21 protein-coding genes are annotated in these 22330 nt (G+C 72.0%); 7 read left to right on the top strand and 14 right to left on the bottom strand.

Going from position 1 to position 22330, the window contains the following annotated elements; translation table 11 throughout:
• Positions 1-13: 13 nt before the first annotated feature.
• From ABZ562_RS19640 to ABZ562_RS19625, 4 genes are all read right to left on the bottom strand, one after another.
• Positions 14-862 carry a carbohydrate ABC transporter permease gene (locus ABZ562_RS19640; RefSeq protein WP_361480941.1) on the bottom strand — a complete coding sequence of 283 codons (849 nt, stop codon included), beginning with the start codon at positions 860-862 and terminating at the stop codon, positions 14-16.
• A 56-nt stretch (positions 863-918) separates the two neighbouring features.
• Positions 919-1821 carry a sugar ABC transporter permease gene (locus ABZ562_RS19635; RefSeq protein WP_361480938.1) on the bottom strand — a complete coding sequence of 301 codons (903 nt, stop codon included), beginning with the start codon at positions 1819-1821 and terminating at the stop codon, positions 919-921.
• Positions 1821-3131 carry an extracellular solute-binding protein gene (locus tag ABZ562_RS19630; protein ID WP_361480935.1) on the bottom strand — a complete coding sequence of 437 codons (1311 nt, stop codon included), beginning with the start codon at positions 3129-3131 and terminating at the stop codon, positions 1821-1823. The genes ABZ562_RS19635 and ABZ562_RS19630 overlap by 1 nt, the downstream gene beginning before the upstream one ends.
• Positions 3132-4026: 895 nt before the next feature.
• Entirely contained in the window at positions 4027-5070 is a 1044-nt protein-coding gene (locus tag ABZ562_RS19625; protein ID WP_361480932.1) for a LacI family DNA-binding transcriptional regulator, read from the bottom strand.
• A gap of 121 nt (positions 5071-5191) precedes the next feature.
• Between ABZ562_RS19625 and ABZ562_RS19620 the strand changes: the two genes are divergently transcribed.
• From ABZ562_RS19620 to ABZ562_RS19600, 5 genes are all read left to right on the top strand, one after another.
• On the top strand, positions 5192-6274 hold the full coding sequence (locus tag ABZ562_RS19620) for an endo-1,4-beta-xylanase (protein WP_361480929.1): 1083 nt from the start codon (positions 5192-5194) through the stop codon (positions 6272-6274).
• A gap of 15 nt (positions 6275-6289) precedes the next feature.
• Positions 6290-7798, top strand: coding sequence for an endo-1,4-beta-xylanase (locus ABZ562_RS19615; protein ID WP_361480926.1), 1509 nt, complete (start codon positions 6290-6292; stop codon positions 7796-7798).
• A 127-nt stretch (positions 7799-7925) separates the two neighbouring features.
• A complete protein-coding gene (locus ABZ562_RS19610; protein WP_361480923.1) occupies positions 7926-8462 on the top strand; it encodes an RNA polymerase sigma factor in 537 nt (178 codons plus the stop codon).
• 1 nt (position 8463) lies between these two features.
• Positions 8464-9639, top strand: coding sequence for a CU044_5270 family protein (locus ABZ562_RS19605; RefSeq protein ID WP_361480921.1), 1176 nt, complete (start codon positions 8464-8466; stop codon positions 9637-9639).
• Positions 9640-9720: 81 nt separating this feature from the next.
• A complete protein-coding gene (locus tag ABZ562_RS19600; RefSeq protein WP_361480918.1) occupies positions 9721-10908 on the top strand; it encodes a hypothetical protein in 1188 nt (395 codons plus the stop codon).
• Here ABZ562_RS19600 and nirD read toward each other — a convergent pair.
• The 8 genes from nirD to ABZ562_RS19560 form a co-directional block, all read right to left on the bottom strand.
• Positions 10891-11265 carry a nitrite reductase small subunit NirD gene (nirD, locus tag ABZ562_RS19595; protein ID WP_055550219.1) on the bottom strand — a complete coding sequence of 125 codons (375 nt, stop codon included), beginning with the start codon at positions 11263-11265 and terminating at the stop codon, positions 10891-10893. The genes ABZ562_RS19600 and nirD overlap by 18 nt on opposite strands.
• Positions 11262-13886: a nitrite reductase large subunit NirB gene (nirB, locus tag ABZ562_RS19590; protein WP_361480915.1), complete on the bottom strand. Its 2625-nt coding sequence runs from the start codon at positions 13884-13886 to the stop codon at positions 11262-11264. Before nirB ends, nirD begins: the two co-directional genes overlap by 4 nt.
• 97 nt (positions 13887-13983) lie before the next feature.
• Positions 13984-15228: a cytochrome P450 gene (locus tag ABZ562_RS19585; protein WP_361480912.1), complete on the bottom strand. Its 1245-nt coding sequence runs from the start codon at positions 15226-15228 to the stop codon at positions 13984-13986.
• Complete coding sequence (locus ABZ562_RS19580; RefSeq protein ID WP_361480909.1) at positions 15225-16517, bottom strand: cytochrome P450; 1293 nt, start codon at positions 16515-16517, stop codon at positions 15225-15227. Before ABZ562_RS19580 ends, ABZ562_RS19585 begins: the two co-directional genes overlap by 4 nt.
• Positions 16514-17236: an ATP/GTP-binding protein gene (locus tag ABZ562_RS19575; protein ID WP_361481252.1), complete on the bottom strand. Its 723-nt coding sequence runs from the start codon at positions 17234-17236 to the stop codon at positions 16514-16516. The genes ABZ562_RS19580 and ABZ562_RS19575 overlap by 4 nt, the downstream gene beginning before the upstream one ends.
• 7 nt (positions 17237-17243) lie before the next feature.
• On the bottom strand, positions 17244-17603 hold the full coding sequence (locus ABZ562_RS19570) for a DUF742 domain-containing protein (RefSeq protein WP_361480906.1): 360 nt from the start codon (positions 17601-17603) through the stop codon (positions 17244-17246).
• Positions 17600-18043: a roadblock/LC7 domain-containing protein gene (locus tag ABZ562_RS19565; protein WP_361480903.1), complete on the bottom strand. Its 444-nt coding sequence runs from the start codon at positions 18041-18043 to the stop codon at positions 17600-17602. Before ABZ562_RS19565 ends, ABZ562_RS19570 begins: the two co-directional genes overlap by 4 nt.
• Entirely contained in the window at positions 18043-19377 is a 1335-nt protein-coding gene (locus ABZ562_RS19560; protein ID WP_361480900.1) for an ATP-binding protein, read from the bottom strand. Before ABZ562_RS19560 ends, ABZ562_RS19565 begins: the two co-directional genes overlap by 1 nt.
• Positions 19378-19583: 206 nt before the next feature.
• Between ABZ562_RS19560 and ABZ562_RS19555 the strand changes: the two genes are divergently transcribed.
• The gene (locus tag ABZ562_RS19555) at positions 19584-20366 is read left to right on the top strand and encodes a sulfite exporter TauE/SafE family protein (RefSeq protein ID WP_361480897.1); all 783 of its coding nucleotides are present in this window, start codon (positions 19584-19586) and stop codon (positions 20364-20366) included.
• On the opposite strand, the gene ABZ562_RS19550 is transcribed toward ABZ562_RS19555, so the two are convergent.
• The gene (locus ABZ562_RS19550) at positions 20345-21223 is read right to left on the bottom strand and encodes a class I SAM-dependent methyltransferase (RefSeq protein ID WP_361480894.1); all 879 of its coding nucleotides are present in this window, start codon (positions 21221-21223) and stop codon (positions 20345-20347) included. The genes ABZ562_RS19555 and ABZ562_RS19550 overlap by 22 nt on opposite strands.
• Before the next feature lie 140 nt (positions 21224-21363).
• Here ABZ562_RS19550 and ABZ562_RS19545 point away from each other — a divergent pair, with 140 nt between their 5' ends.
• Entirely contained in the window at positions 21364-21990 is a 627-nt protein-coding gene (locus ABZ562_RS19545; RefSeq protein WP_361480891.1) for a TetR family transcriptional regulator, read from the top strand.
• 7 nt (positions 21991-21997) lie between these two features.
• Here ABZ562_RS19545 and ABZ562_RS19540 read toward each other — a convergent pair whose 3' ends face one another.
• On the bottom strand, positions 21998-22273 hold the full coding sequence (locus tag ABZ562_RS19540) for a hypothetical protein (RefSeq protein ID WP_361480888.1): 276 nt from the start codon (positions 22271-22273) through the stop codon (positions 21998-22000).
• Between the last annotated feature and the right edge of the window lie 57 nt (positions 22274-22330).

Below are 22330 nucleotides of genomic sequence, written 5' to 3'. Positions count from 1 at the left end.
GTGTGCGGACGGTCTACTTGCCGCCCACGCCCATCAGGCCGTTGATCAGCTGCCGCCGCGCGAACAGATACACGAGGAAGATCGGGACGATGGACAGCACGACCGCGGTGAGCAGCGCCGGGGTGTCCACCCGGAACTCGCCGACGTAGTCGTACAGGCCCAGCGTCAGCAGCCGGTTGCTCTTGGACTGGGTGAGGATCAGCGGGAAGAGGAACCCGTTCCAGGCGTGCAGCGCGGACATCACCCCGACCGTGGAGATCCCGGACCGGGACAGCGGGACGACCAGCTGGAGCAGTACCCGGGTCGGGCTCGCGCCGTCCAGCGCCATCGACTCGTACATCTCCTCGTCGATGTCGCGCAGCGTGCCCACCAGGATCAGCACGCTGACCGGGAGGGAGAACGCGGCCGTCGGCAGGATGACCGCCAGCAGGGTGTCGTACAGTCGCAGCTTGGTGATGACCAGATAGATCGGGATGATCACCGCCTGGGAGGGGATCGCCAGCCCGAGCAGGAAGATCTGGAAGACCCGGCGGGAGACGCGGCTGCGGGTGCGGACGATGCTGTAGCCGACGGTCACCGACAGCACGATCACGAGCGCCGCGCAGACGACCGTGACCAGCGCGGTGTTCAGGAGGTAGTGGACGAAGCCGGAGCTGAGCACCCGCCGGTAGTTGGCGAGCGTGGGATGGTCGGGCAGGGCCAGCGGGCCGTCGTCGATGTAGCCGTTGCGGGTCTGGAAGGTGGCCGCGACCAGCACGTACAGCGGCAGTCCGACGATGACCAGCCAGATGAGCGCGCCGAACCCGGCGGGGTAGTTGCGGCGGGACGGACCCCGGCGGCGCCGGCGGGGGCGAGACGCCACCGGGGTCCTTTTCGGCGTGTGGACGCCGTCTCGGGGGCGACCGTGCAGGACGTCCGTCACATCCCCTCCCGGGTGCTGCGCATCGCGGTGAAGCCGGTGAGCCGTACCAGCAGCAGGGAGACGGTGGTGGCGACGACGACCAGGATGGTCGCGACGGCGCTCGCGTAGCCGAGGTCGAACGCCTGGAAGCCGTTCTTGTACATCAGGTACGGCATGATCGTGGTGTCGGAGCCGGGGCCGCCCTTGGTGAGGATCAGGACCGTGTCGAAGAAGGTCAGCGCGCCCACCACCATGATCACCGACGAGGTGACGATGGTGTTCCGCAGCTGCGGCAGGGTGACCGAGAAGAACTGCCGTACGGTGCCGGCGCCGTCGATCGCCGCCGCGTCGTAGAGCGAGCGCGGGACGGCCCGGGCGCCGCCCTGGTAGATCAGCGTGTGCAGCGGGATGAACTGCCACGCGGTGACGAAGAGGATCGCGCCGAACGCGCCCGTGGAGCTGCCCAGCAGATCGCCGTCCTCGAACCCCAGGGCCGGGCCGATGTCGGCGATCAGGCCGAAGTTCGGGTCCAGCAGCGACTTCCAGACCAGCGCGAGCGCGACGGACGAGCCCAGCAGCGGCAGGAAGAAGATCGCCGACAGCACGGCCCGGTTGCGCTGCCGGCCCGCCGCCCAGACCCCGAGCAGCAGCGCCAGCGGGGTCTGGACCAGCCAGGTCAGCACGGTGAGGACGAGGCTGAGCCGGATGGCCTGGTGGGTCTCGGGGTCGTCCCACAGCCGGGTCCAGTTGCTCAGGCCCGTCCACTGCGGGGTGCCGATGCCGTCCCAGTCGGTGAAGGCCAGCGCGCCGACCAGGACCATGGGGGCGACGGCGAAGAAGACGAAGAACAGGGCGCCGGGCAGGGCCCAGACGGCGCTGGGCCGCCCCACGTTCTTGTGTCTGGTGGCGGTGTCCGCCATCACATGCCCTTCATGGCGTCCACGAAGGCCGCCGGGCTGAGCTGGCCGTTGAACAGCTTCTGGACGTTGGTGTGCAGCGGCGGGGTGTACTTGGCGGGCAGCGCCTGGTCCCAGGAGAGCGTGAAGTCCGGGGCCTTCCGCACCATGTCGTACTGGAACTTCGCGTATGTGGGGTTCTCGTGCCCGTTCAGCAGCGCCGACGCGTCGGAGGTCGTGGGAACGTCGCCGTTGGCGATCAGCGCCTTGGCGTAGTCCTGCTTGGCCGCGAACTTCACGAAGTCGATCGCCGCCTGCTGCTTCTTGCCCTTGAGCTTTCCGCTGATCGACCAGTAATTGGTCGGGTTGCCGACCACGTTCTTGGGGTCGCCGGTGCCGCCGGGGACGGCCGGGAAGGTCGTCCAGCCGAGGCCCGACTTGGCGAACGAGGGCTGGTTGGTCTTCTGGTTGGCGTACTCCCAGCTGCCCATCAGGTGCATCGCCGCCTTGCCCTTGGCGAAGTACGTGGACGCGCCGTCGGCCGTGTAGTTGACCGACTTGTAGTTCTTGCCGAACGCACCCCGGTCCACCAGGTCCTTGACGGCCTGCGCCGCCTTCAGCACCGCCGGGTCGCCCCAGGCGTCCTTGCCCTCGCTCTGGATCTTCTTGAACACCCCGGCCCCGCCGTAGCGGTCCACCAGGTACTCCACCCACATCAGCTCGGTCCACGGGTCGGTGCCGGCCACGACGAACGGGGTGATGCCCTTGCCCTTGAAAGTGCCGATGAGCCCCAGGATGTCGTTCCACGACGTGGGCGGCTCGGCGCCCGCCTTCTTGAACACGTCCTTGTTGTAGAAGAGGATCACCGGCTGCATTCCGCGCATCGGGATGCCGTAGTGCTTTCCGTCGATGGCGCCCGCGTCGAGGATCGACGGGATGAAGCCCTTCCGCAGCGACGGGTCCTTCTTCATCGCGGGGTCGAGGTCCAGCAGCATGTCCTTCTTGACGAACTCGCTGATGCTGCCGCCGCCCCAGTTGAAGAACACGTCGGGGGCGTTGGGCGTGCCCATGGAGGTGCGCAGCTTGTCCGAATACCCGTCGCCGGGCACCTGGGTGAGCTTGACCTTGATCTTCGAGGTCTTGTTGAACCGCTCGGCGACCTGGCGCTGCACCTTGGTCGAGGGGTCCTGGTAGACCCAGACGCTGATCTCCCCACTGCCCGACCCTCCGGGCCCACTGCTTCCGCAGCCGCTGAGCGTTCCCCCCAACGCGAGCGCGGCTGCCGCCGCGAGGCCCGTCGCACGGAGAGATGACCTTGACCGAGGTATGCGCATCACGTGCCTTCCGGAAGTAGCCCGATAATTCTCGGAAGCGGTTGCGTGGACGGTATGGGGGGCCTGATGCGGTGTCAATACCTCCGGCAGCGACCCGGTCGTCTTCCCCACCCCGCCCCTCCCCGCCCCGATGGCAAGCCCCCGGACCCCGGCCACGGAGATCCCTCCTGCCCGGGAGTCGGGCCGCCGCCTCCCCGCCACGGGGGACCCGGGGCGCGGCCCCGCTACGGGGGGCCTGTGCTGTCCACCGTTATGGGCGCGCCACGGGGCCCTGGGGCGCGGCCCTTGTGGCCCCGGGCCTGGTCTGTGCGGTCCCGGGCCCCCGTCACGGGGTCCTGGGCTACCCACGGAGATGGGCGCGCCGCGGTCCTGCCCGGGCCCCGCCCCTCCCCGCCCCGTGGACAAGCCCCGGCCCCCGGCCCCCGGCCACGGAGTATCCGGCCTGCGCCGGAGACGGGCCCGCTGCGGTCCCCGCCACGGGGCCCTGGGGCGCAGCCTCCTGTCCGGCCCGCGCCCCAGGCCTGTGCGGCCCCCATTGCGGGGAGCCTGGGGTGTCCACCGGGATGGGCGCGCTGCGGTCCCCGCCCGGGCCCGCCGCGGGGGATGCTGGGGCGCAGCCCCCTGCCCGCCCCCGCACCGGGTCCCCGCGGAGGTTGCCTCCTGGATCTCTGCTGGAGGCCCGTCCTCGAGGCTTGTCGGGCTCCCGGGCCGGGGTTGCTGCACGAGCCCCGGCCAGGGCTCTGCCCGGGGCCCGCCGGCTCAGGGCCGGCTCCGGGCGGAGGGCCCCGCCGTCCCGCCGGGTGTCCGGTTCACCGCGAGCGAGGTCGGCGGAGCCGCGTGCTCGGGCCGGGGGCCGGGGCGGAGCCCCGGGATCGGGGAGGGGCGGGGCGGGGGATCAACCGGCGGTCGGTGGGGCGGTGCTGGCGCGCACCATCAGCTGGGTCGCCAGCTCCACACGAGGGGAGTCGATCTCCTCGCCCCGGGCCTGCCGCAGCACCGTGCGGGCGGCCAGTTTGCCCATGTCGGCCAGGGGCTGGCGCACCGTCGTCAGGGGCGGGGCGGACCAGCGGACCTCGGGGAGGTCGTCGAAGCCGACCACGCTCACATCCTCCGGCACCCGCAGCCCCCGCCTCCGCAGGGCCTCGATGGCGCCCAGGGCCATCTGGTCGCTGGAGGCGAAGACGGCGGTGGGCGGGGTCGGGGCGGCCATGAGCTGGTCGCAGCCGTGGAAACCGGATTCGTGGTAGAAGTCCCCCTGTGCGACGAGAGCCTGATCGAACGGAACACCCGCCGCCTCCAGGGCCGCCCGGTGTCCGTCCAGCCGCGCCCGGCTGCACAGCAGCCGCGGCGGGCCCGCGATGAGGCCGATCCTGCGATGCCCGAGGCCCAGCAGGTGTTCGGTGGCGGCCATGCCGCCCGCCCAGTTGGTCGCGCCGATGGTCGGGGCGTCGAGGGCGGGGGAGCCCGCCGGGTCGACGACCACGATGGGGACGTTCAGGCGCCGCAGTTCGGCGTGGACCACCGGCTCCAGGACGGACGTCACCAGGATCACCCCGTCCGAGGCGCGGGCCCGCAGGTTCTTCAGCCACTGCCGGGTCGAGCCCGCCCGCCCGTGGATGGCGGAGACGACCGTACCGACCCCGTCCTGGTGCGCGATCTCCTCCACCCCGCGGATGATCTCCACGGCCCAGGGGCTGTCGAGGTCGTTGAAGACCAGGTCGACGAGGGCGGCGCGGTCGCCGGGGGCGGTGTTGCGGCGGCGGTAGCCGTGGAGGCGTAGCAGGTCCTCGACCCGGGCCCGGGTCTCGGGGGAGACGTCCGACCGTCCGTTGACGACCCGCGAGACCGTGGGGACGGACACCCCGGCCTCCTGGGCGATGGCGGTGATCGTCACCTTCGGCTTGGTACCGCCGTCGGGGCCCGCGCTCTCCGTAGCCATTTCCGCCTCCTCCGTTGACGGACCTCACGCCCGCCTCTAACTTTCCGGTCGCACCCTCGGAACCTTGCAGAAGTCTTCCGGAAAACCGGATCAGACGTGAAGAGAAGAGAGGGACACTCCCATGAAGCTCCAGCTCCTGAGCTTACGCAGAGCCCACGCCACCGCACTGGCGGCGGTTTCCGCGGCGCTCGCCTTCGGCCTCGCCGCCCCGGCCCATGCCCGGGCCGAAGCCCACACCGGCGCCCACGCCGCCAACCCCACGCTGCGCGAAGTCGCCGCCCGCACCGGCCGCTTCGTCGGCACGGCAGTCAACGACGGACGGCTCGGCGACGGCACCTACGCGAACATCGCCAAGAGCGAGTTCTCCAGCGTGACCGCCGAGAACGCCATGAAGTGGGGTTCGGTCGAGCCGAACCGCGGCCAGTTCAACTGGGCCGCCGCCGACCGCCTCGTCTCGTTCGCCCAGGCCAACAACCAGAAGGTGTACGGCCACACCCTGGTCTGGCACAGCCAGATGCCGGGCTGGCTGGAGAACGGCTCGTTCTCCAGCACCGAGCTGCGCACCATCATGACCAACCACGTCACCACCCAGGTCACCCGCTACAAGGGCAAGGTCCAGCGCTGGGACGTGGTCAACGAGGCGTTCAACGAGAACGGCACCCTCCGCGGGTCCAAGTTCTACAACCAGCTCGGCCAGTCGTACATCGCCGACGCCTTCCGGGCCGCCCGCGCCGCCGACCCGAGCGCCAAGCTGTTCATCAACGACTACAACACCGAGGGCACGAACGCCAAGAGCGACGGACTGTACAACCTGGTCAAGTCGCTGAAGGCGCAGGGCGTGCCCATCGACGGCGTCGGCTTCCAGAGCCACCTCATCGTGGGCCAGGTCCCCTCCACGATGAAGGCGAACCTGCAACGCTTCGCCGACCTCGGCGTGGACGTCGTGCTCAGTGAGCTGGACATCCGGATGTCCACCCCCGCGGACGCCGCCAAGCTCCAGCAGCAGGCGAACGACTACAAGACGGTGGCCCGGAACTGTCTGGCGGTCGCCCGCTGCGCCGGCATCACGGTGTGGGGCTTCGGCGACCGGGACTCCTGGGTGCCGGGCACCTTCCCCGGCCAGGGCGCGGCCAACCTGTACGACACCAACTACCAGCCCAAGCCCGCCTACAACGCCTTCCGCGACGGACTCGCCGGATCCTAGGAAGGGAAGAAGGCCATGAAACCGCACCCCAGCGGGAGGCCCCGCGGCATCCGCGGGGCCGCCGCCCTGGGCCTGGCGGCCGCCGGTGCCCTCCTGGTCGGCCTCGCCGCCACCCCGAGCGGCGCGGCGGACGCCGCCGGCCCCGTCCTGCGCGACCTCGCCCAGGCCCAGGGGAAGTACTACGGCACCGCCGTCACCGCGTCCAAGCTCAACGGCACCTACGCCGACATCGCGGGCTCCCAGTTCAACTCCATCACCCCCGGCAACGAGATGAAGTGGGAGTCCGTCGAGCCGAGCCGCGGTACGTACAACTGGTCCGGCGCGGACGCCGTCGTGAACTTCGCCCAGGCGCACGACATGGAGGTACGCGGCCACACCCTGGTCTGGCACAGCCAGCTGCCGGGCTGGCTGACGGGCGGTTCCTGGACCGCCGACCAGCTGCGCACCCTCATGACCGACCACATCACCACCGAGGTCGGCCGCTACCAGGGCAAGATCACGCACTGGGACGTGGTCAACGAACCGTTCAACGAGGACGGCACCTTCCGCCAGTCGCTCTGGTACACCAAGCTCGGCCCGTCGTACATCGCGGACGCGCTGCGCGCCGCCCGCGCCGCCGACCCGGACGCGAAGCTGTACCTCAACGACTACAACACCGACGGCACCGGCGCGAAGAGCGACGGGATGTACAACCTGGTCAAGTCGCTGAAGGCGCAGGGCGTGCCGATCGACGGCGTCGGCTTCCAGGGCCACCTGATCCTCGGCCAGGTGCCGTCGACGATGAAGGCCAATCTGCAGCGCTTCGCCGACCTCGGCGTCGACGTGGCCGTCACCGAACTCGACATCCGGATGACACTCCCGGCCACCGACGCCGAGCTGGCCCAGCAGAAGGCCGACTACCGGGCGGTCACCGACGCCTGCGTGGCCGTCTCCCGCTGCCGGGGCGTCACCGTCTGGGGCTTCACCGACTCCGACTCCTGGATCCCGGACGTCTTCGACGGCCAGGGCGCCGCCACCCCGTACGACGAGGGTTACCGGCCCAAGCCCGCCTACTACGGCATCGCCGAATCCCTCGGCTGGACCGGCGACGGCGGTGACCCCGGCGACCCCGATCCCGATCCCACGACCGGCTGCACGGTCGGCTACACCGTCACCAGCCAGTGGAACACCGGCTTCACCGCGAACGTCACCGTCAAGAACACCGGATCGAGCCCGGTCAACGGCTGGCAGGTGGCCTGGGCCTACCCCTCAGGCCAGCGGGTGACGTCCGGGTGGAACGCCACCGTCACCCAGTCCGGCGCCCAGGTGACGGCCGCGAACGCCCCGTACAACGCCACGATCGGGGCCGGTGGCTCGGTGTCGTTCGGCTTCAACGGCACCTGGTCCGGCGCAACACCGCGCCCGCCGCGTTCACCCTCAACGGCGCGGCCTGCACCACGGGCTGAGCGCCCCGCTGTCCGTCTGGGCGGCCCGGACGGGACACCGCCGCGCCGCCCGGGCGATCGCGCCTGGAAAAGCGCTTGAAGAAGCGCCGAAGAAGCGCCGAAGAAGCGCCGAAGAAGCGCCGAAGAAGCGCCTGAAAAACGCGCCTGTAAGAAATCGCGGCTCCCCGCCATTCCCAGGTGAGAGAGCCAAGATGAGGAGACGGCGCGTGACCGACGCCCAACGCTTCCGGGACCTGTACGAGGAGTGTCACCCCCGTGTGCTGGCCTACGCCGCCGGCCTGGTGGGACGGCAGGTCGGTGAGGACATCACCAGCGAGACCTTCACCGTCGCCTGGCGCCGGATGCGGGACATTCCCACGCCGCCGCTGCCGTGGCTGCTCGGCGTGGCCCGCAATCTGACCCGTGAGCTGCGGCGCCGCGACGGCAGGCAGTACGCGCTGGCCGCCGAGGAGGCGCGGCGCCTCATCGCCTCGGGCGCCCGGGTCGGCGACGTGGCCGCCGATGTGACCGAACGCGCGGCGGCGCTGCAGGCGCTGGCGGGGCTGTCCGCCGCCGACCGCGAGCTGCTGACGCTGGTCGCCTGGCACGGGCTGGGCCCGAAACAGGCCGCGCGCGTCCTCGGCTGCACCACCGCCACCTTCTCGGTGCGGCTGCACCGGGCCCGGCGGCGGCTGGAACGGGCCGTGGACGCGGTCGGGTTCTCTCGCGACGCCCACCCGAAAGCAACAGTGAAGGAGTACTGACATGGCACGCATGCGGCCCGATGTCATGAAGACGCTGGCGGACGCGCGGCCCGCGGAGCTGGACCCGGACCGGCTGGCCGGTTCCGCACGCGCCCGGCACGACCTGATCACCATCCTGGCCGGTGCGCCGGAGGCGCCGGAAACCCGCCGCTCCGCCCGGCCGTTCACCCGGCGCTGGGCGCTGCCCGTCGCGGTGGCGGCGGCCGCGGCCGGGGTGGTCGTGGCGGCCCTGCCGCAGGGCCCCCAGAGTGTGGACGGCCCCCGGGCCACCGCCGGGCCCGCCACCGACGGCCCCCGGCACACCCCCGCGAACGGCCGCCTCGCGCTGCTGAACGTGGCCGCCCGGGCGGACCGCGCCGCGCATGAGGGCACGTACTGGCAGACCACCACGCGATCGGCCTGGACCGGCGTCGTCGAGCACTCCGGGCAGACCTTCGCGGTCGTCGACTCCGAGCGGGGGCAGCGGTCCGTCGGGGTGCGGCCCGGCACGGAGAGCCTGGAGATCAGGGGGCTCGACGCCGCCGTCGAACCGCGCACCGCGCGGGACCGGGAGCGCTGGCGGGCCGCCGGGCTGCCCAAGGAGGTGACGCTCGCCGCCGAGGAGGGCGGCAAGCTCGCGCTGCGGATGGAGAACCGGGGCGGGAAGCGGCCGATGGTGGACCGGACCAACCTCGGTGACGAGATCGCCGCCCTCGGAGCGCGCAATGTGACCTACGCGGACCTGCGGAAACTCCCCGGCGACGCCGCGAAGCTGAAGGAGGTGCTGGCGGATCTGTACACGGAGGACGGCGGGAGCGAGGTCAAGGACCGCACCGAGTGGATGTGGCAGCAGGCGGCCGGGCTGATCACCCTGCCGGTGAAGCCCGGGGTCCGGGCCGCCGCGTACCGCGTCATCGCGGGCCTGCCGGGCATCAGGTCGCTCGGCGAGGTGACCGACCCGCTGGGCCGCAAGGGGGCCGGCTTCGCCCTGCCCGCGGTCGAGGGGCCCGGTTACGGGGCCGTGCGGTCGGAGCTGATCGTGGACCCGGCGACCGGCGCCCTGCTGGCCGACCGGCAGACGCTGACCAAGCCGAACGCGAAGGCCGCCGAGGCGGGGCTCACGGCGGGCACGGTGGTCAACTACACCGCCATCGTGCAGGCGGAGTGGACCGACCGGCAGGTGAAGACCCCCGAGTAGTCGCTCAGGACGGCCGGTAAGAAACGCCGGGTGGCGGCCAATTCCTTCTGAGAACCCGACACCGAGCAGAAGGAGCACCACATGACCGGAACCACAGGGCGAACCGGAACGCGCCGCGGATGGCTGCGCACGACGGTCGCGGTGTGCGCGGTCGCGCTCGGCACCCTCGGCACCCCGGCGCACGCCGCGCCGGGCGCCGCCACCCCGTGGAAGCTGCTGACGCCGCTGAGCGAGACCGCCTCGCGGGAGTTCTGGGACGTCGCCTCGACCGGCGCCGGGGACGCCTGGACCGTGGGCCGGACGACGGACGGCCCCGCCGGGTCCACCCCGCTGATCAGGCACTGGAACGGCACCGCCTGGACGGACGTGCCCGCTGCCTCCACCGGTGGCAGGGCCGCGTGGCTGGAGGAGGTCGCCGCCTCCGCGCCCGACGACGCCTGGGCCGCCGGCACGCTGGACGACAACACCTCCGTCGTGCTCCAGCACTGGGACGGGAAGAAGTGGAACAAGACCGACCACCCCGCCGCGCCCGAGGGGTCGCTGGGCTTCGTCGCCGACATCGCCACCTTCGGCAAGAAGGCCGCCTGGCTGACCGGCTTCAACTGGGACCCCGACAGTGGCGCCGACACCGGTTACCTGGAGCGCTGGACCGGCTCCGCGTGGCAGAAGGTGTCGCTCCCCGCCGCACCCGGCGGCGGGGACGTGCGCCCCTCGGAGATCACCGGCACCGGACCGGACGACGTCTGGGTCACCGCCGACGCCGTCACCGGCACGGTGTCCGCACCGCTGCTGTACCACTGGAACGGCAGCGGCTGGACGGTCCGCGAGGTGCCCACCCTCAGCGCGTCGCCGACCGGCTGGACGTCCGGCCACGCGGTGGCCACCGGACGTGACTCGGTCTACCTGGTCGGCAAGACCAACGAGGACAGGCCCGCGGCCACCATGGCCACCCGCTGGACCGGCAGCCGCTGGGAGTCGCTGCCCGCGCTCCCCGTCGAGGAGGCGAACGCCGTGGGCGCGGACGGTGCCGGGCGGCTGTGGATCGCCGGCTGGACCCCGGGCGGCCCCCACTCCGTGCTGTCCCGCTGGACCGGTACCGCGTGGGTGACCGAGAAGCTGCCCGCCGGCGTCACCGGGAAGAGCGAGATGTCCTCGGTGCTCGGCATCGCGGGCGTCCCCGGGACGAAGGGCGTGTTCGCCGCGGGGACGGCCGGTTGCGCGAGCGATCCCGTCCAGTGCGGGATGCTGGTCTCACGCGACCTGCGCTGACATCACGTCACCGGCCCGCGTGGCGTAGGCCTGGACGGTTACCGTCTCGTCGTCCAGGCACCGCCCCGTCTCCAGGTCGAAGCGCTGCTTGAGCAGCGGCGAGGCCACGAACGGCCGCCCGTCCGCCGAGCCCAACAGCCCCCGGGAGAGGACGTACGCGCCGGTGAACGGATCGCGGTTGTCGATCGCGTACGGGCGGCCCGCCCGGTCCAGGAAGACCGCCACCTGGCTGCCGTCCGGCAGCAGGGCGGCCACGCCACGGCCCGGGATGAGGTCGGTGAGGTCGCAGACCGCGAACCACCGCTGGTCGATGAGGAGTTCCACGCGGAGGTCGATCCGCTCGGGCGCCATGGTCATCGGCTCGAGGTCCCTTCGAGAGTGCGTGCGGTACGGACGGGGATGGTGGGGCCGGACAGCAGCGTCAGGTCCGGCTTGACCTGGTCGCGCTCGGGGACGAAGGCGACCGTCGGGTCGGGTGATTCGGGCGCGTTGACGAAGGAGACGAACCGCCGTAGCCGCTCCGGGTCGTTGATGGTCTCGGCCCATTCGTCGCGGTAGCCCGCCACGTGGTCGGCCATCAGCGCCTCCAGTTCGGCGCACAGCCCCAGCGAGTCGTGGACCACCACGTCCCGTACGTGGTCCAGGCCGCCCTCGATGCGCTCCAGCCAGGCCGAGGTGCGCTCCAGCCGGTCGGCGGTGCGGATGTAGAACATCAGGAAGCGGTCGATGAGCCGGATCAGCTCCTCGTCGTTCAGGTCCTGGGCGAGCAGATCGGCGTGGCGGGGTTCGGCGCCGCCGTTGCCGCCGACGTACAGGTTCCAGCCGGCCGCGGTGGCGATGACACCGAAGTCCTTGCCGCGCGCCTCGGCGCATTCGCGGGCGCAGCCGGAGACGGCCGACTTCAGCTTGTGCGGGGAGCGCAGGCCCCGGTAGCGCAGCTCCAGGTCGATGGCCATGCGCACCGAGTCCTGGACGCCGTAGCGGCACCAGGTCTGGCCCACGCAGGACTTCACGGTGCGCAGCGCCTTGCCGTACGCGTGGCCCGACTCGAACCCGGCGTCCACCAGCTTGGCCCAGATCACCGGGAGCTGGTCCACCCGGGCGCCGAACAGGTCGATCCGCTGACCGCCGGTGATCTTCGTGTAGAGGCCGAAGTCCCGGGCGATCTCGCCGATCACGATCAGCTTCTCGGGGGTGATCTCACCGCCGGGGATGCGCGGCACGATCGAATACGACCCGTTGCGCTGGAGGTTGGCCAGGAAGTGGTCGTTGGTGTCCTGGAGCGCGGCCTGCTCGCCGTCCAGGACGTAGCCGCTGGTGCCCAGCGTCGGGGCGAGGGAGGCGATGATCGAGCCGACGGCCGGTTTGCACACCTCGCAGCCGTCGCCGTTGCGCGCCTCCTCGCGGCCGTGGCCCTCCAGCAGCCGCGCGTAGGTGGTGATGCGCAGGGTGCGGACGATCTCGTACAGCTCGGCGCGGGTGTACGCGAAGCAGCCGCACAGCCCCTTGTCGACGCTGATCCCGCTCGCCTCCAGCTCGTCGTTGACGAGCGTGGTGAGCGTCTTGACGCAGCTCCCGCAGCCGGTGCCCGCCTTGGTGCACTTCTTCACCTCGGGCACGGTGGCGCACTCGTGATCGGTGACCGCCGACCGGATCGTGCCCTTGGTGACGTTGTGGCAGCTGCAGATGACCGCGTCGTCCGGCAGCGCGGACGGGCCGAGCGCGGCGGGCGCGCCCAGCCCGGCGGGCAGCACCAGCTGCTCGGGGGCGACGGGCGGCACGGAACCGGTCAGCGGCCGCAGCATGCCGTACGACTCGGCGTCGCCGACCAGCACCCCGCCGAGCAGTTCACCGCCCGCGCCGATCACCAGCTTCTTGTAGACGCCCGCGCGGGCGTCGGAGTAGACGACGTCGAGACAGCCGTCGGCGGTGCCGTGGGCGTCGCCGAAGGACGCCACGTCCACGCCGAGCAGCTTGAGCTTGGTGGAGGTGTCGGCGCCGGTGAAGCCCTCGCAGTCCACCGCGGCCAGGTCGTCGGCGACGGTCTGCGCCATCTCGTACCCGGGCGCGACCAGCCCGTACACCCGCCCGTCGGCGGTCAGCGCGCATTCGCCGATCGCGTACACCGCCGGGTCGCTGGTGCGGCACCGCTCGTCGACGGTGATGCCGCCGCGCTCGCCGACGTCCAGCCCGCAGTCCCGGGCCAGCTGGTCGCGCGGGCGCACCCCGGCCGAGAAGATCACCAGGTCGGTGTCGATGGACGAGCCGTCCGAGAGCGCCATGGCGGTCACCGCGCCGCTCGCGTCGGCGGTGATCTCCTTTCCGCCGACGCCGGTGTGCACGATCAGCCCCATGTCCTCGACGGTGCGGCGCAGCGCGGCGCCGCCGCCCTCGTCCACCTGGAGCGCCATCAGCCGCGCGTTGAACTCCACGATGTGCGTGGTCAGCCCGAGCCCCTTGAGCGCGCCCGCCGCCTCCAGGCCGAGCAGCCCGCCGCCGACCACGGTGCCGGTCGCCCGGTCCTTGGCGTACTCCTCGATCGCGAGCAGGTCCTCGACCGTGCGGTAGACGAAGCAGCCCGTGCTGTCCTTGCCGGGCACCGGCGGCACGAACGGGTACGAGCCGGTGGCCAGCACGAGCGTGTCGTACGTGACGGTGAGCCCGGAGCGCGCGGTGACCGTGCGCGCCGCCCGGTCGATGGCCTCGGCCGGGTCGCCCAGGTGCAGCTCGATGCCGTGCCGCTCCATGAAGCCGTCCTCGACCATGGACAGATCGTCCGCGGTCCGGCCGGAGAAGTACGAGGTGAGCTGCACCCGGTCGTACGCGGGCCGGGGCTCCTCGCACAGCACCACGACCCGGGCGCGGCTCGTCACACCCCGGTCGGCCAGGGCCTCCAGGAAGCGCTGGCCGACCATGCCGTGCCCGACGAGCACGATCGTGGGGGTGGCAGTCTCGGACTTCGGTGCGCTCTTCGTCATGCCAGGAAGCGTGCGGGAGCGCTGTTTCCCGACCGCATCATCATCGTTTCCCGGACGCAACGCTGCCCTCAGCGCGCGGCCTCAGCCGTTGTGAGCCCTATCGGAGCGTGATCGGCAGCTTCTGCGGGCTGTTGCCGACGAAGCTCCGGTGCGGCACGAGCTGATCGTCCGGGACCGCCAGGTCGAGGCCGGGGAAGCGGGTGAAGAGCCCTTCGAGGGCGATCACGGCCTCCATCCGGGCCAGCGGGGCGCCCAGGCAGAAGTGGGCGCCGTGGCCGAAGGACAGATGGCGCGCCGCCCGGGTCACGACGAAGCGGTCCGCGTCCGGCCCGTACTCCCGCTCGTCGCGCCCGGCGGAGGTGTACGAGGCGAGCACGGGCGTGCCCTTCGGGATCACCGCGTCGCCGACGGGCAGGTCCCGGGTGGGGTAGCGGAACGGGAAGTGGCTCACCGGGCTGTCGTACCGCAGCGTCTCCTCGACCACGTCGTCCCAGGTCGCGGCCCCGGAGCGGACCAGCTCCAGCTGGTCGCGGTGGTTGCACAGCGCCCGTACGGCGTTGGTGATCAGGTTGAGGGTGGTCTCGTGCCCGGCGATGATCGTCAGGATCAGGGTGCCGATCAGCTCCTCCTCGCTGAGCCGGTCCCCGTCCTCCGCGCGCGTCGCGATGAGCGCGCTGGTCAGGTCGTCGCCCGGGTCCTTCATCCGGGCCGCGGCCACCTGGCCGAGGATGGCCACCATCTCGCGGTTGGCCTCCGGGACCCGCTCGGGCGCGGTGGCGGTGGAGACGATCTCGTTGGACAGCTCGTGCAGCCGGTCCTGGTACGCCTCGTCGACGCCCAGGAGCCGGGAGATCACGCTCATCGGCAGCGGCAGCGCGAAGTGGCGGCGCAGGTCCGCCACCCCGTCCGGGTCCGCGGCGGCGGCCTCGGCCAGCCGGTCCAGCAGCGTGCCGGTCAGCTCGTGGACGACCGGGCGCAGCGCCTCCATCCGGCGCGGGGTGAACGCCCGGGTCACCAGGGACCGCAGCCGCTTGTGGTCGTCGCCGTCGGCGGTGGTCATGCCCCGTACGGTGGCGAAGGTCAGCATCGGCCAGCCGGCCGGGATCCCACCGTCTCGCAGGGCGGCGAAGTGGCAGGCGTTCTTGGCCACGTCGGGGTGGGTGAGGAAGGACTTCAGCTCCTCGTGCCGGGTGACGGCGTACGCCGGTACGTCACCGGGCAGCAGGACCGGCACCGCGGCCCCGCGTGCGCGTAACCCGGTGTTGACCGCGTGCTGGTCGTCGGGGTGCATCCGGTGCGGCGCGGGGCCGTCATGGGGCACGGGGCAGCGGCCGTCGGTCATCTGCGGTCTCCTGGAGGCGAGTCGGGCGCATGAGGTGCCGGGGAGGGGGCCGGGGCGTCGGCGGCGAGCTGCGGCGCGGAGAACCGAACGGGCAGCTTGGCCAGCCCCTTGGACCAGGGCGAGGTGATCCACGGAAGCTGCTCCTCCGGCACCGCGATCTCCAGATCGGGCAGCCGGTGGCGGAGCGTGTCCACGGCGGTACGGGTGATCAGCCGGGCCGGGTCCTGCGCCGGGCAGGTGTGCGGGCCCGCGCCGAACGCGAGGTGCGAGCGGTTGCCGACCACCGGGCGGCCGTCCTCCGGCAGCACCTCCGGATCGGCGTTCGCCCCGGCCAGCCCCAGGATCAGCATGTCCCCGGCGCGGATGTCCTGGCCGGCCAGGCGCAGATCGCGGGTGGCGTAGCGGCCGGGGAAGTTCTGGGTCGGCGGCTGGCGCCACAGCACCAGGTCCAGCGCGTCGTCCACGGTGAGATGGCCGCGGGCCAGCGAGGAGCGGAACGCGGGGTCGGTGAGCAGGATCTGTGTGGTGGAGGCGATCCAGTTCACAGTGGTGTTGTTACCCGCGACGATGATCACCACCAGGTTGTGCAGCACTTCCTCGTCGCTCAGCCCGACCGGGTGCTCCAGCAGCCAGGAGGTGAGGTCCGCGCCCGGCCGCTGCTTCTTCCAGGCGATCAGCTCCAGCAGGATGCGGCCCATCCGCTTGTTGGCGCCGGTGGCGGCCACGGTCGGGGCGACGATCGTCGTCAGCGTCTCGACCAGCCGCGGTCCGCTCTCCTCGTCGAGCCCCAGCAGCTCGGTGACCACCTGCAGCGGCAGGACGCGCGCGTACTGCTCCACCAGGTCGGCCCGGTGCCGATCGGCGAACCCGGCGACCAGCCGCTCCGCGGTGGCCCGCACCGTACGGATCAGCTCGTGCCCGTTCACCCGGCCCAGCGCGTCGGCCACCGCCGAACGCATCCGGCGGTGCTGCACACCGTCCGCGAACAGCAGCGCGGGCCGCCAGCCCACCAGCGGCATCAGCGGCGAATCGGCCGGCACCCGGCCGTCGCGCAGCGGGGTCCAGCGGCGCGGATCGTGCGAGAAGTACTGCTCGTCACGGGTGAGATGGAGCAGCTCGCGGTGGCCGATGACGAGCCACGCCTCGATCCCGGGCGCGATCTCGACCGGCACCACATTGCCGTGGTCGCGGCGCATCCGCTCGTAACTCTCGGTCAGCGGCCCGTCCAGCGCCGACCCGTGCAGCGGCACCCGCTGCATCGCCGTACCGGCCGCGCCCGCCGCCGTCATGTCGCCTCCGTGACGGACTCGATGAGATGGCTCACCAGCGAGATCAGCGCCTTGACCGACGACCTGTGCTCGCGCGCGTCACAGATGACCAGCGGGGTGTGGGGGAGCAGATCGAGCGCCGAGCGCAGATCGTCCTCGCTGTGCAGCACGCTGTCCGGGAAGGAGTTGACGGCCACCGAGAACGGAACGTCCAGGTCCTCCAGGTGGCCGATGGCGTCGAAGGACGCCTCCAGATCGCGGGTGTCGACCAGCGCGAGCGCGCCCAGGGCACCACGCGCCAGGTCCTTCCACGCGGGCAGGAAACGCTGCTGGCCGGGGGTACCGAAGAGATACAGGACCAACTCGCCGCCCAGCGTGATCCGCCCGAAGTCCAGGGCGACGGTGGTGGTGGACTTCGTCGGCCGCACCGGCGTGTCCAGCCGGGCGCCCGCCCGGCTCATGGTCGCCTCGGTGGACAGCGGCTTGATCTCCGAGACCGTGCCGATCAGCGTGGTCTTGCCGACCCCCATCGGCCCGACGACGAGGATCTTCGCCGCGCCGGACACGCTGGGCTGCACGTACATGACCGTCGCGTCGTCCATGCCGTCCATGCCGTCCATGCCGTCCACGGAGGCCGCACTGTCCGTGCCGTTCATGCCGTGGGTGTCATCCATGTCGTCGTCCACGCCGTTCGCGCCCTCCACGCCGTTCGCACCGTCCGTGCGGCCGGTGTCGGGCATCGAGATCTCAGAGCTTGCTTTCAAGCCCATCGAGCACCTTCCTCAGCAAGTCCATATCGGCGCGCTCGGCCACCCGGATGGGCGGGCGCGCCACGATGTGCCCCCAGTCGATGAGATCGGCGAGCAGCACCTGCACCACGGCCGGTGGCTGACCGAGGTGAGCGGCGACCTCCGCCACCGACAGCAGCCCCTGACAGCGGCGGACGATCCGCCGGTACTCGGGCTGAAGGGTCGGGGGCAGGGCGCTTCCGGAGGCCTGCACCAGCGTCTCCAGCGGCAGAGCATCCCGTGAGGAACCCGCACGCCCGCGTGTGATCACGTACGGGCGCACCGCGGCGGTGGTTCGTTCCTCCCCGGGCTCGGTCATGGCGCGCTGGTCTGCTCCCGTGGCCGGCTGCTCAGATGGGCGCCGATTCTCGCCACCAGCACCTGCATCTGCTGGGCCACCAGGCCGACATCCGCCTCCGTGCCGGTGGCCACTCCCAACGAGGCGCCCTGACCGGCCGAGGTGAACAGTACGAAGCCGCCGTCCGACTCGATCATCAGCTGTCTCACCCCCGCCTCCTCGCCGAAGAGCAGCGACACCGTGGACTGGCTGGTCACCGTCAGCGCCGCGCAGGCCGCGGCCAGCGACTCGGCCTCGGCGACGCCCAGTTCGGAGACCTCTCCCGTCAGTCCCTCGGCGGAGCCGTGCCCCATGCGCAGACCGTCCTCCGAGACGACGACGGCGTGCCGCACCCCCGGAATCCGGGTCAAAGGACGCAGCATCCATCCAACGTCGGGCAGCCTGGATATGGTTCCGGCCACTACCGGCCTCCTTCTCGGTCTTCGTGATTTTCTCGGTCCCCGTCCCCGTCCCCGTCCCGGTCCCGGCCCCGGTCGTGATCGGGAACGCGCACCCGATCGGCGTCCGCGGCCTCGGCCCGCCCGCGGCGGGTGCCGGACACCACGCTCGCGATCGAGGCCCGGGCGGCCTCGGGGGTCCACGGGCCGGCGTCCGCGACGGCTTGCCGGACGTCATCGGCGCCCGGGGCGGCCGTACGCGGGGGCGCGGGCGGGGTCGTACGCGGGGTCGTACGGCGCCGGTTGCGGCGCTGCGGAAGGCCGCCGCCGCCCGCCGTGGCCGCCGGGTCCGCGTCGGCGGGCGCCGCCATCACCGGCTCGATGACCACCGGCTCGGCGTCCGTCTCCGGGGCGCTGTCCACCGGCTCGGTCAGCAGCCGGTGCGGTACGAAGACCACGACCCGGGTCCCGCCGTACGCCGAGGCGGTCGACAGCTCGACGCCGAAGCCCAGCTCCCGCGACCAGCGCCCCACACAGGCGAGCCCCAGCCGTGGGACCGCTCCCAGCTGGGCCAGATCCAGTCCCTCGCGCAGCTGTCCGGTGGCCTGTTCCAGGACGTCCGGCGGCATGCCGAGCCCCGCGTCGTCGATCTCGATGACCGCGCCCGCCGCCACCTCCCGGACGGAGACGGCCACCTGGGTGCGGGACGGGGAGAACACCGTCGCGTTCTCGAGCAGTTCGGCGACCGCGTGCATCAGTCCTTCGACGGCCGGTGCCACCGCGTACAGCGTCTGCCCGCCGTGCACCTCCACCCGCCCGAACTCCACGATCCGCGACTGGGCGCCGCGCACGCAGTCGAAGAGCGTCACCGGCCGGGTCTCCCGCCGGGCGGGCCAGATCCCGCACATCACCAGCAGGGTCTGCGCCTTGCGGGTCATCTGCGCGGCGGCGTGGTCGGCCTTCATCACCTCGGCCATCAGCCGCGCGTCGGCCACGTGCTGCTCCAGGCCGTCGAGCACCTGCTGCTGCACGGTCGACATGGCGTGCATGTTCCGGGCCACGGACTCGAACGACGCCTGGACGGAGTCGCGCAGCATCCGCTCCCGGCGGGCCGCCTCGTCCAGCTCCGCCCGTACGGCCGCCAGCCGGGCGATCTCCTCGGCGCGCTCGGCGGCGCGCGCCCGCTCCCGCTCGGCGGTCGCGCGTTCCTGCTCGGCGACGGCCCGTTCCCGCTCCGTCGCCGCCCGGGCCCGGGCGAGGGCTCCGCGCAGTCCGGAGACCCACATCAGCCCCAGGAGCGACACCAGCACCACAACGACGGACAAGGCCACGATGACGGCCACCGTCCCCGATAGCACCTAGGACACCTCCATCCGGGACACGGCCATGAACCGGGCAGATACTACTCATCAACTGATCAGTTGCGTCTGGTAGTTGCCAAACTCTCACCCGTGACGGATCACGCCTTCACAGCGGCCCGAACATGCGGTAAACGCGGCGCCATCGGACCTCCCGGACAGCCCTCCCGCCGGACCCGCCGGACGCGGCTCATAGGCTCCTGACCATGCCTGACATACCGCTGATGACGTTGCTCCTGCTCTGTCTGGCCGCCGGGGCGGCCGGCTGGATCGACGCCGTGGTGGGAGGCGGGGGACTGCTGCTGCTCCCCGCCCTGCTGGTCGGGCTGCCGGGCTTCCAGCCCACGTACATCCTCGGCACCAACAAGGCGATCGCCATCTGCGGCACGGCGGGCGCCGCCGTCACGTACACCCGCAAGGCCCCGGTGGACGTCCGGATCGCCGTACGCATCGGTGTCGCGGCCGCCCTCGGCTCCCTGGCCGGTGCCTCCCTCGCCTCCGGCATCGACGGCGCCGTCCTGCGCCCGCTCATCATGGTCGTCCTGCTGGCGGTTCTCGCGTTCGTCCTCCTCCGCCCCGCGTTCGGCACCGCCCCCGCCCTCACCGGCCCGCTGTCCCGCCACCGCGTGCTCGCCGCGGTGCTGGGCGTGGGCCTCGGCATCGGCTTCTACGACGGCCTGATCGGCCCGGGCACCGGCACCTTCCTGGTCATCGCCCTGGCCGCGACGCTGGGGACGGACCTGGTGACGTCCTCGGCCACCGCGAAGGTCGTCAACGTCTGCACGAACGTGGGCGCCCTGGTCACCTTCGGCTCCCAGGGCACGGTGCTGTGGCGCCTGGCCGCGCTCCTGGCCTGTTTCAACCTGGCGGGCGGCATGGTGGGCGCGCGCATGGCCCTGAAGCGGGGCAGCGGCTTCGTCCGCGGCATCCTGGTGCTGGTCGTGGTCTCCCTGGTGGTCAAGCTGGGCTACGACCAGTGGCTGTCCTGAACCGGGACCGGTGACTTCGGGCGGTTGGCGGTGACCAGCCAGGCAGGGGTGCGCAGTCGCACCGCGCGGTCCTCCTCGTGGGGGCGGAGAAGGTCCGTGAGCGCCTGGTGGGCGCGGTCCCGGGTCTCCGGTCCGGCCTGGCTGGTCAGATGGCGCCCCGGGCCGGAGGCCAGCAGGAAGGCGGCCGCGTCGGCTGCGTCCCGCCCCCACGTCCCGTAGGCGTCCACGCGCACGGCCTCGATGTGCTCGAAGCCGGCGGCGGACAGGATCGCGCCGGTGCGGTCCGGGTCCGCCAGGGCGAACATTCCCGGGCTTCCCGGTGCGCCGAACTCTCCGACGGGCAGGATGCCGCGCAGTGCCGCGATGGCCTGGAGCCAGTCGTTGCCTTCGGCCCCGGCCGCGCAGATGTACGCCGCGCGGCCGCCGGGCCGTAAGGCGCGCCGGATGTTGGTGAACGCGGCGACGGGGTCGGCGAAGAACATCACCCCGAAGCGGCTGATGGCGACGTCGAACGCTCCTGGCTCGAAGGCGTAGGTCTGGGCGTCTCCTTGTTCGAAGAACACGCCGGGGACGTCTTCGCGCCGCGCGGTCTCGCGGGCGCACGCCAGCATGGGTGCCGACAGATCCAGGCCCAGAGCCTGGCCGTTGCGGGCTCGGCGTGCGGCCTGGCGGGTGGTGCGCCCGGTCCCGCAGCCGATGTCCAGGACGCGGTCGTGCTCCCGGATCGCGGCGGCGGCGAGCAGGGGTTCGTTGAAGCCGTCGTTCACGGCGTCCCACCGATCCTGGTTCTGGGCCCAGTGTTCGCCCTCGTACCCGTTCCAGGCCTGAGCCTGGTCGGCGTTGACGATGTGTCGCATGTTCGGGGCCTCCTGCGGGACGTGGTGCTTCGCCTTAGTATGGGCGCTTGCCCATACTGTATGGGCAAGCGCCCATACCGGCGATCGGTTATGCGCCGGAGCGGGCCGCGATGCCGTACGCCCCATCCCTGGAGAGGCCCATGTCCCCGCGTGGAGTAGCGATCCCCGACCTTCGCGAGCGGCTGTTCGACGCCGCGGAGCGGGTCCTGGCCCGCGAGGGCCCGGCCGCTCTGACCAGCAGAGCCATCACCGGCGAGGCGGGCTGCGCCAAGGGGCTGCTGCACGCGCATTTCGACGGCCTGGACGAGTTCGCCGCCGAGCTGGTCCTGGATCGGTTCGCCCGCACCGCACGACAGGCCGGTGGGCTCCCCGCGCGAGCGGGCCAGGCCACCGTGGCGGACAACCTCGTCACGGTCGCGCTCGCACTCCTGAACTCCCTGGGCCCGGCCGTCGTCGGCCTGGCCATGAGCCGCCCCGCCGCCTCCCTCCGGATTCGCCGGGCCCTGGAGGCCGGCGCACCGGGCTTCACCGCGATCCAGAACGCGATCACCACGTACCTGGACGCCGAACGGCGGCTCGGACGCCTCCCGGACGGCACCGACACCGCCTCGGTCGCCCTCGCCCTCGTCGGAACCGTCCACCATCTCCTCATGACCAGCTGGGCAGGCGGGCCGGACCCCCGTGAACAGACCGAGCGACTGGTCGCCCTGCTCATCGGCGCCACCCCCGGCGCCGCACCGGCCTCTCCGGCCGCGCCGCACCGGTGAGGAGATCTCAGTCGAGCGCCAGGTACTCGGCTGAAGGCTCGGCCAGCTCGGGGCGCTCCACCGGGTACCGATGCCCGTGGAGCGTCAGCATCGCCCAGTGCCAGGCCTCGTCGTGGAAGACGAGCCCGCGACAGGGCTCGTCGCGTGGCTCGTAGGGGTAATGCCCCCGGGCGGCCTCCCAGGCCTGAGCCCGTGCGAGGCCGCCGTACCGGCGCATGACCCACGCGTAGCGGCGCCGCTCGTCGTGCAGATACGCGACGTACTCCTCCTCGCTCCAGGTCATGGGGCGACTTCAGCCATCGGTGGGTGACCGGCCGGATGTCGCCGGAGGGAACACCGC

It is taken from the genome of Streptomyces sp. NPDC019937 (assembly GCF_040631655.1).
GTDB lineage: Bacteria > Actinomycetota > Actinomycetes > Streptomycetales > Streptomycetaceae > Streptomyces.
The sequence above is the reverse complement of the archived record's forward strand: the minus strand, read 5'-3'. Positions and strand labels throughout refer to the sequence as shown.

What these genes read in the sequence shown, in the direction of transcription:
- ABZ562_RS19550 (WP_361480894.1), bottom strand. Translation starts at nt 21,223, where the DNA reads ATGCGACACATCGTCAACGCCGACCAGGCTCAGGCCTGGAACGGGTAC.
- ABZ562_RS19575 (WP_361481252.1), bottom strand. Translation starts at nt 17,236, where the DNA reads ATGCCCGACACCGGCCGCACGGACGGTGCGAACGGCGTGGAGGGCGCG.
- ABZ562_RS19570 (WP_361480906.1), bottom strand. Translation starts at nt 17,603, where the DNA reads ATGACCGAGCCCGGGGAGGAACGAACCACCGCCGCGGTGCGCCCGTAC.
- ABZ562_RS19630 (WP_361480935.1), bottom strand. Translation starts at nt 3,131, where the DNA reads ATGCGCATACCTCGGTCAAGGTCATCTCTCCGTGCGACGGGCCTCGCG.
- ABZ562_RS19585 (WP_361480912.1), bottom strand. Translation starts at nt 15,228, where the DNA reads ATGACCGACGGCCGCTGCCCCGTGCCCCATGACGGCCCCGCGCCGCAC.
- ABZ562_RS19540 (WP_361480888.1), bottom strand. Translation starts at nt 22,273, where the DNA reads ATGACCTGGAGCGAGGAGGAGTACGTCGCGTATCTGCACGACGAGCGG.
- ABZ562_RS19605 (WP_361480921.1), top strand. Translation starts at nt 8,464, where the DNA reads ATGGCACGCATGCGGCCCGATGTCATGAAGACGCTGGCGGACGCGCGG.
- ABZ562_RS19635 (WP_361480938.1), bottom strand. Translation starts at nt 1,821, where the DNA reads ATGGCGGACACCGCCACCAGACACAAGAACGTGGGGCGGCCCAGCGCC.
- ABZ562_RS19625 (WP_361480932.1), bottom strand. Translation starts at nt 5,070, where the DNA reads ATGGCTACGGAGAGCGCGGGCCCCGACGGCGGTACCAAGCCGAAGGTG.
- nirB (WP_361480915.1), bottom strand. Translation starts at nt 13,886, where the DNA reads ATGACGAAGAGCGCACCGAAGTCCGAGACTGCCACCCCCACGATCGTG.
- ABZ562_RS19600 (WP_361480918.1), top strand. Translation starts at nt 9,721, where the DNA reads ATGACCGGAACCACAGGGCGAACCGGAACGCGCCGCGGATGGCTGCGC.
- ABZ562_RS19545 (WP_361480891.1), top strand. Translation starts at nt 21,364, where the DNA reads ATGTCCCCGCGTGGAGTAGCGATCCCCGACCTTCGCGAGCGGCTGTTC.
- ABZ562_RS19555 (WP_361480897.1), top strand. Translation starts at nt 19,584, where the DNA reads ATGCCTGACATACCGCTGATGACGTTGCTCCTGCTCTGTCTGGCCGCC.
- nirD (WP_055550219.1), bottom strand. Translation starts at nt 11,265, where the DNA reads ATGACCATGGCGCCCGAGCGGATCGACCTCCGCGTGGAACTCCTCATC.
- ABZ562_RS19615 (WP_361480926.1), top strand. Translation starts at nt 6,290, where the DNA reads ATGAAACCGCACCCCAGCGGGAGGCCCCGCGGCATCCGCGGGGCCGCC.
- ABZ562_RS19580 (WP_361480909.1), bottom strand. Translation starts at nt 16,517, where the DNA reads ATGACGGCGGCGGGCGCGGCCGGTACGGCGATGCAGCGGGTGCCGCTG.
- ABZ562_RS19620 (WP_361480929.1), top strand. Translation starts at nt 5,192, where the DNA reads ATGAAGCTCCAGCTCCTGAGCTTACGCAGAGCCCACGCCACCGCACTG.